Here is a 9227-nt window from a genome sequence, read left to right on the forward strand (position 1 = left end):
TTCAAAAAGTATTCAAGAAGATTTCAAATGATATGCTTGAGATCCTAGCAAAAATTATCATCAAAAGGTGTTGATTTCTCCATATAAAATTGATGCCGATGGTAAAGAAATTAAAGATGATAAAGGAAATAAAATCCCTAACGAACTTTATGATCCTAGTATAGATATCAATACTGGAACTAAAAAGCAAGTGATTTGAGTAGACACACTAGGCTTTGAGTTTTTCAGACACTTAAAAGAAATGGAAGAAGCTGATGAACTTGAAGATGAAAATAACGAAATTGATGATGAAGAAGAAATGGAAGATGAAAACGATAATAGTGAAGAAGAAACTAATAACCATAAATATGATAATTATATTATGAGCTGATATGGATCATATGATGATGAAAACAATATAAATTATTATGGTTACACACATCTTCCATACGATGCTAAAACATTATTTAAGCCTAATTTAGAAGACAATGGATTTATTGCTGAAGCTATAGTACTTGGTAAAGGTGGATTAAAGTCTTATATCGGTGATACAAAAGATGTAAAAATATTCAAGATTTTTGCTGAAAAAGATGCATTAGCTTATGAAAATAGTTATATTGATGATGAAATTAAAACATCAGAAAATAATTATATTTCAGATAGTGGTTTATATTTAATCGCACAAAATGGTAAAAATACAATTTCTAATCTAAAATTTGTATTAATAGATGCAAATACAAATCCACACACACTTTTTACAGATAACATTTCAAATAGATTTTTAATACCATTTTGAAATTCAAAAGTTGGTGCTGAAATGTATAACTTTATAGCTGAAAAATTCAGATTAAAAGATGAAGAAATTTTTGCATTAAGCTATGAAGATGTTATGGAATATTACAAATTGTTTATTAATGCAATTTATAATAATGAAAAATTTAATTCATACATTTCAATTAGCCCTAGACTAAAGAATTTTATTCCACTAACTAAAGAAGAATTTGAAAAAATGTTTAAAGAAAATAATGTCTGAAAAATGGATAAAATTAAGGATTATTTTTTAGATGATTTTAAAGGAAATTCTTATGTAGAAATAAATAGAGTAGAGTTTAGCAATGATAATAAGGTTGTACTTGGATTAAGACTTAATTCATTTAATATTAATCATAAATTAGCTACTAAAGAATTTACTATACCACTTAAGGTACAAGGTGAAGATAAAGAAATACTTCAAATAAATTGAAATAGTGATTTCTTTGATAATACACTAAAAAACACTAATAGTTTTGAAGAGTTTAAAAACAATATCAGTGGTAACTTTAATAAATGATTTATTGATTTTCAACATTATGATAAGCTTATGCATTCAATATCATATGATGATACAATAATGGAACTAGGTATTTATCTTAATGATGAATTTAAGGATAAATATACACTAGCTGGAAGTAATAGTTTTGTAATGAATATTAAAGGCAAGTGAGATAACAAGAAAAACAATAATACCTATGATATCTTTAAAAACTATGGTGATTTAGTGATTAATTTAAATGGTGAAAATGATATTGAAAAAATCAAAAATACCATTAGAGATAAAGTATCTAAATATTTCGCTCCGTTAAAACTTAATGATGATTACCATATTGTAAATTTAGATGCTGTAGCAAGAGATAGAAGTGTTGTTGAATTACAATTTAATGGTTATAAACCTAGCAATGTTTCAAATCTTGAATTACAAGCTAAAAAAGGTAAAAATGGTAGAAGATTAATCAAGGTATATAACTATGCAAGCAATATTCTTGATAAAGAAGTTGACTTAAGCAAGATTAAGCTAACTGATATTAAAATTGCTAATGCCGATGATAGTTCGATGATTAATGAACTATATGAAAAAATAAATAATCAACTTGCTGGATATAACATCAAAATACCTAGGGATTTAAAGATGAATATATCTGAAGCATTCTTGCTAAACATCTTAAAATGAAGAGCATATCAAAAGATTGTTTTAAGTGGTAAAAATGCTTTAATTCATAATGAAACAAGCATTAATGTAACTACAGATATTGATGAAGCTAATAAAACTTTACTTGATTTAAGTCAATTAAACGATATGAAAGAAATTGAGTTAAGTGAAAATAGTATGAAATCAATATCTGATAAAGTTACAAATGCTATTAAAACATTCTTGTTTGAGAGTTATGCAATTATAGAAGATGTTGATTACAAATTTGATTGAGCTGAAATTAATAAAACAATTAGAAGTATTGCTATTAGCGATGGTATAAAACATATAGGAAGTATTTCTATTTATCCGATTGCAAATAGATCTCAAGGTACAAAATCATTTACTTTTAGCAATACTACAAAAGATAAAATTATAGATGACTTAACGGATTTAATAGATTTAAGTAAAATACCTAATTGAGATGCTCCACAATATCAATATAATTCAATGCAAGCTTTAAAAATCCATTTACTTAAAGATATTGAAGCATACTTAAGAAAACATAATTTACAAGTTTATAAGGATTACACTTTTGATAATGAAAAGATAAATAAAGTAATTAGAGAAGCTGTTGTGGGTGATGGAAAAATTCATCAAGGAACAATTTATGCTTATAAGGTTACTAATGCAAGTTATAATGAAAAAGCATTTAACTTTAGCAACATAACTGATAAAGAAGTTATAGATGATTTAAGTAACGATCTACCATCATTTAATACAGAGAATAAAGCTAAAAGCTTAAGCATCATTCGTGGTTTTTCATTCTTATATTCAGAAAATGATTTAGATAAGCTCAAAAATCGTTTTGTGGTTGATTTAGATAATAGATTAAAAAATGTTTTCGGATTTAGATATGATGTAGATTATCAACTAAATGCTAAAGAATTAAATGATGCAATTAAAAGCATTATGACTAATGATGGTAAAATACATTCAACAAATATTAAACTTTATCCTTTAAATGATAATAAGGATGAAGCATATATATCATTAAGTAATAGCACTAATAAAGCAATTACTGGTGAGCTTACGGATGAAATTCATAATGAGAATACAGAAAAATCAATAGCACAAAAGGTATTATGATTTATTGGTATTCCATTAGCATTACTAGGTATAGGTGCAACTGCATTATTAAGCTGATTTATCTATATTAGAAAATACAAAAATAAGGTTAAATAAAAATAGAGTAGAGTATAAAGCTCTGCTCTATATTTTGTATTCTTTAATAAGCAATTCAATAATCTGTGAACGGTTCATAATATCGCCTTTTTGATGTCTGATAAACTCTAATTTATCAAGTGCTTGTTTGCTTAATGTTATTGAAATGCCTTTTTTTAATTCGTTTTGAGCCACTGGTTGTTCTTCAACACTGTAGCTAGAAACTCTGTCTTTTAAATTAATCATAATATCTCCTAGATATGAATTAGATATATGGAATTACAAAAAATCTTACTAAATTTCCTAGAATAATTATTCCTACTAAAGCTAGCAATACATTTTTAATAAAATTCATATGTACTCCTTAAATTTTTAATGATTTGTAATAATCATTTAGTATCAACTTATAACTAGCATATTTTTTATAAGCTAATATCGGTTGATTATACATTAAAACATATCTTCTTGGTGATTGTGAATTTTTAATACGGTGTTGAGAAATAGGCAAATGTTTAAAGTGATCCTTAAGTTGGAAGATTAAATCTTCTTCGATTTCACTTCTTGAATTTGTGATAGTTGGTATTAATGATAATATCTCTAGTTGCTTATTTTGTTCTTTTGCACTATTAATAAACTTTATTACATTCCCTAATCCATTTACGGAACTAAAATCTGGGTTAAATGGAATAATTAGATATTGAGATCCTAATAAAGTATAGTAAAGTAGATTACTTAAACTAGGGCTAGTATCTATTATGATGTAATCATATTCTTTGCTATAAGCTATTTGCTTAATTATTTCACTAGGCAATGTAAATTTCTTTTTTTGTTCCATATATGCAAGTAATGTTTCATCAAATGATGCTAAATCAATAGATGATGTAATAAAATGAATACCATTTTTACTTATGATAGCTTGCTGATATTTAATATCATTAAATATCAAATCGTACATACTATATTTAGTTTTATTTAGATAAAAGGTTTCTGCTACATTATTTTGTGGATCGATATCAATAAGTAACACTTTATATCCTTGCTTTGCTAAATATACACCGTGATTAGTTGCTAATGTAGTTTTTAAAACACCACCTTTATTATTTAAATATGTAATAATCTTTGTTTCCATATTAATATTATATCATAATTTATTATATTATAAAGTAATATTTAAAATAAAAAAATATCTAAAAAATAGGTATATAAAATTAAATTAGTTAAATATATTATAATATTTTATATTATTGTGTAATATAAAAAATGCTTGACTACTTTTAAAAGTGTGTTACAATATTTATGTAATTATTCTTGATTACAGTTGAACGAGTACGGATGTAACATCTTAATGTAGAAACCCCCAAAGGACACATTAAGATAAGTCTATTGTAGCTTGCTGGGGATAAACTAGGATAAATGGATACAATTAGATAAAGATGTATAGGTTGATTGTCTAAATAGTGGTTTATCAATAGACCTATAAATGATTAAATCTACAGAAATGTAGATTTTTTATTAAAATATTTTAGAGTATAAAATAATATATTAAATTATAAAAATTATGAAACTAGCTAAATTTTAGTAATTAAAGTATTTAAATTCATAATATAAAATATTAAAAAATAATATAAAAAATGCTTGACTACTTTTAAAAGTATGTTAGAATAATTATGTAATTATTCTTAATTACAGCTAATCGAGTATAGATGTAATATCTTAATGAAGAAACCCCCGTAGAAGCATTAAGATAAGTCTATCACTTGTAGGGGTTAAACTAGGATAAATGGTTACAATTTAGAAAAAGACACATAGACTGGTTATCTAAATAGTGATTTATCAATAGGTCTATGGTTAATGTAAATCTACTGAAAAGTAGATTTTTTTATACTTTTGTGGAATTTAATATAATTAAATTAGGAGGTATAATGGATGAATTAAAAATCGTTAAAAATACAAAAAATAATTTATATTCAAGAAAAAATGAGAGTGTAGCCTTTAGATATGATGGTAAATTAATTGATGTACATTCCCAAGGTTTTAATAATCGTCCTTTAGTTATTTTTGAAATAGATGAAAATACATATTATTTTACTATTCGTGGAGCTAAAGAAAATGTTAAAAAATTACCATTTGAAGTGGAAATTAATTTGGATGATGATAAAAATCATAAATTGAGAAAAAATTCTTGAGTTGATACATCAAATATTCATATTATGAAAACAACTGACTTTCATAAAATTTTTAGAAGCACACAGTTTAAAACAATAAATGATTTATCTTCTGATAAGCAATTAGAAATAATTTCATTTGTTTATGCTAATTTATCCATAAATAAATCAACAATGCAAGAAGTTACATTTGATGATGAATTTAAAGCATATTCAAATCTTATAAAAAATAGAAGTTCAGTTGATATATTAAATATTGAAAAATATAATTTTTATCAAGATTTGATATTACATACATTAGCAACAGAAATCATAGATCAGTCTAATACTTGAGAATTATTTTCTCAATTTGCAAATGAAAACTCTATATATCATATACAAGATCTAAAAGAAAAAATGCATCTTTCTTTGATGGAAAAAGGTGTTAGATCAGAATATGCTTGAAGCATTCCATCAATAGCTAGATTGAGTTTAGAAGACTGAAAACAATGAAATTCTCCATATGTAAAAATAGATCAAAATACATCTCAAGTAACTAAATTATCTGCAACTGAATATGTAGATTTTATGAATAAACTTATAGATATTTTAGCTAAACATAATTTTGATATCAATTGCTCTGAAGCTATAAAAAATGGTGAAATAAATATTGATGATTATAGAAATATCAGACTTAATCATATTAATGAAGATAATGAAACAACACAAAAAACAGAAGAAATTGATACTCTTTCACAAGAAGATGAAGCATTAGTTGAAAAGATAAATGATATAGTTGAAGATAAAAGCATTGATAAAGATATCATAGAAATTAATGAAGAAGATGAAACAGAAGAAGAAACTTCTACAATAAAAATGTAGTATAATATAAGTGCAAGTGGTTACTTGCAATAAATTCGCTTTACACTTTAATTTTTATAATATGCATAAAATTAAGAATTTTATTTTCAACTATTCTATAAATTATGTATAATATATTTAATTTATTAATAACTAGCACTGAAGCTAGATTTTTTTTGCAATTTTTTATAATTAAATAATGAAATTTAATAATATAACACAACAACGATTACAATTATTTATCGATGAACTTAATCATAAAGAAGAGATATTTAGATTGGAAATCAGAAAAAAGGAATATCCTAATTGAAAAATAGCTAGAAGATATCATAGAAAATGAGTTACTAGGGATGGTGTTTTTTACTACAACATTACAATGTATGAAATTAAACTTTCTAATGGTAAAATGAAACGATTTATGCATTATCACGATGATATTCTAAAACAAATTTGTAGATATAAATATGATTATCAATTAATGGTAGAGATGTGCTATTCATATTTGAGTAATGCAATTTTAGGAAAATATGATGGTACTAAAATTAGTGCAAATCATATCAAATATTGAATAAATGTTCTTAAGATTAAAGAGAAGATTTATCAAGAAAATGATGAATTAAAAGAGAAATTGCAACTAGAAAAACTCAATGATAATAATGTTCCATTTGAAATAGAATTGGATGATAGCTATAGCAAAATATATCATACATCGCATAGAAATAATCTATGTATGCGACAAGCAACATTACATACAACTTCTAATAGAAAATTAAGCAAAAATGGTGTAGTAATTATTGCAATGGGTAGTGAGAAAAAGCAAAATTCACTACCTTTATTTAGTGATATTTTAAAAGATAATGTATCAAAATTTATTAATAAAAATTCAAATGCTACATATTTAAAAGGTGATGGTGCTAGATTTATTAAACAGATATCATCTGAAGTAAATATACAATTTGTTTTAGATAAATTTCATTTAATCTTTGATTTAAGAAGAGCATTGGGGTATACAAAACATAGTAATAATCCATACAAAAACTACTTTAAAAATTGATATTCAACAACATATAATGCTAGATGATTTGATTTATTTGAATACATTTTTACTAATGGAAATCAACAAGATTTCTATGATTTAATGGTAGTTTTTGAATATGAAATTAATCAAAAAACAGATCTAAATAATGAAATAAAAAGGCAAATTTTTGCATTTGTTAAGTATGTAGAAAACAACAAAAAAGGTATTTGAAATAGCAATGGTGAACTACTAAAAATCAAAAGCTATACAGAGCATTATGTGTATTCAAAATGTAAAAAGCATATCAAAAAACCACAAGCTATATTTGGTTTAGAGATGATTAAATTAAAGATTATGTATGGTAATTTACAAAATGGATATTGTACTCTGTTTTACTAGTAAAATAGCACTGATGCAATTTTGCATCAGTAGTGAAGCAAGTTTTTAGCATTTCATATTACTATGTAATATGTTTTTTTGTTGAAGCAATGCTGATGCAAAATTGATGCAGATTTTTAAGTGCTGATGCAGAATGAAGCACTAAAAACCTTAATTCTTTAATTACTTCGTAATTAACAAGATAAAAAAACTGTCCCTTGGTTAAAGGGTGATGCAGTTCTTATCTTGCCTTAAAAGGGCGAGCGCACACACGTGTGTAATTTTTTCTATGAAAAAATTTGATTTGACTTCGTGAAAAAAATGGTGTTTCAGTAAAAAAATTTAGTAAAAACAGTCGGGAATGATGTATAATAATTCTGAAGTAGCTAAATGCTACATACTTAATTTTCACGGTTCCAAACTTTTGAATAAATTATAGTATTTTCAAAGAAAAATAAATTAAATATTATTAAATTTTAGCAAATAAGCTCAAATTATGCTAAAATTATAATCACTATGGAAAAAGATTATTACAAAGTACTTGGAGTTGAAAAAACTGCTACTGAAAAAGAAATAAAAACAGCATATAGAAAATTAGCTATGCAATATCACCCAGATAAACTTAAAGATGGATCAAGCGATGAAAAGATGAAAGAAATCAATGAAGCTTATCAAATTCTTTCTGATCCAGAAAAGAGAAAAATTTATGATATGCATGGAGCTGATGCAGCTAATGGAAATTATGCTGGTTTTAATGGTCAATATTCAGGTGGTTTTAACGCAGGTGATTTCCAAGACATTTTCGAAAATATATTTAGTTCATTCAGTGGTGGAAGAGCTAGAAGAGGCGCTTCCCGCTCTATGAAACAAAAGGGGGATGATTATAATTCTGTTTTAAATGTTTCATTTATGGATGCGATTCATGGAACAACATTAAAGCAAAAATTGGATAAATGAGAACTATGTTTACACTGTGGTGGAACTGGTGCGGAAAGTAGTTCAGATATCACAACATGTAGTGAATGTAAAGGACAAGGAACTACAACAAGAGTAGTGGATGGATTCTTTGGGCAACAAATGGTACAACAAGCTTGCCGTACATGTGGTGGAACAGGAAAAATGATTAAGAATAAATGTACTCACTGTAAAGGTGAAAGATACCTTAAGGTACAAAAAACAGTTACTATTAAGGTTCCTGAAGGAGCTAATACAGGTCTTACATTAAAATTAACAGGATACGGAGCACCAGGCCAAAATGGTGGAGAACCAGGTGATATGTTAATTCATGTTCAAGTATTGGAACATAAATATTACAAGAGAGATGGTTTAGATCTTTATTTAGATTTTCCGGTTTCATTTATAGATATAATGCTCGAAAATAATGTTAAAGTTCCTACACCTTGAGGTGATGTATCGATTAAACTTAAAAAGAGTTATAGTGATGATAAACTTATTAAAGTCCCTCAAAAAGGTGTGAAATATAAAGATGCCCAAGGTGATTTACGTCTAAATATTAAGGTGATTGTTCCTGATTTAGACAGAAAAGATCGCAAGGCTATTCAAGAAGTGATTGCAAATACAAGTGATAATTCTAATGAAAAATTTGTTAATAAAGTAAATATGGGGTAATAGACCGAATGTTGTGTAATCACCTTCGTAAATAGAAAGGTGATTTTTT

The 9227-nt window shown here is 25.6% G+C and carries 6 protein-coding genes; 4 read left to right on the forward strand and 2 right to left on the reverse strand.

What is annotated here, in order from left to right; translation table 4 throughout:
* On the forward strand, positions 1 to 3169 hold a 3169-nt coding region (locus ACX1M8_RS03120), incomplete at its 5' end, for an Mbov_0399 family ICE element protein (protein ID WP_458836781.1).
* Between the two features lie 27 nt (positions 3170 to 3196).
* Here ACX1M8_RS03120 and ACX1M8_RS03125 read toward each other — a convergent pair.
* A complete protein-coding gene (locus ACX1M8_RS03125) occupies positions 3197 to 3394 on the reverse strand; it encodes a hypothetical protein (protein ID WP_458810768.1) in 198 nt (65 codons plus the stop codon).
* 118 nt (positions 3395 to 3512) lie between these two features.
* The gene (locus ACX1M8_RS03130) at positions 3513 to 4277 is read right to left on the reverse strand and encodes a ParA family protein (protein WP_458836782.1); all 765 of its coding nucleotides are present in this window, start codon (positions 4275 to 4277) and stop codon (positions 3513 to 3515) included.
* Between the two features lie 793 nt (positions 4278 to 5070).
* Between ACX1M8_RS03130 and ACX1M8_RS03135 the strand changes: the two genes are divergently transcribed.
* The 3 genes from ACX1M8_RS03135 (at position 5071) to ACX1M8_RS03145 (ending at position 9178) form a co-directional block, all read left to right on the forward strand.
* Positions 5071 to 6174, forward strand: coding sequence for an Mbov_0400 family ICE element protein (locus ACX1M8_RS03135; RefSeq protein ID WP_458836783.1), 1104 nt, complete (start codon positions 5071 to 5073; stop codon positions 6172 to 6174).
* A 178-nt stretch (positions 6175 to 6352) separates the two neighbouring features.
* Positions 6353 to 7570: an Mbov_0401 family ICE element transposase-like protein gene (locus tag ACX1M8_RS03140; protein WP_458836784.1), complete on the forward strand. Its 1218-nt coding sequence runs from the start codon at positions 6353 to 6355 to the stop codon at positions 7568 to 7570.
* A 495-nt stretch (positions 7571 to 8065) separates the two neighbouring features.
* A complete protein-coding gene (locus tag ACX1M8_RS03145) occupies positions 8066 to 9178 on the forward strand; it encodes a DnaJ C-terminal domain-containing protein (RefSeq protein WP_458836785.1) in 1113 nt (370 codons plus the stop codon).
* Positions 9179 to 9227: the final 49 nt, after the last annotated feature.

The sequence above is a fragment of the Mycoplasma tracheobuteonis genome (assembly GCF_054456995.1).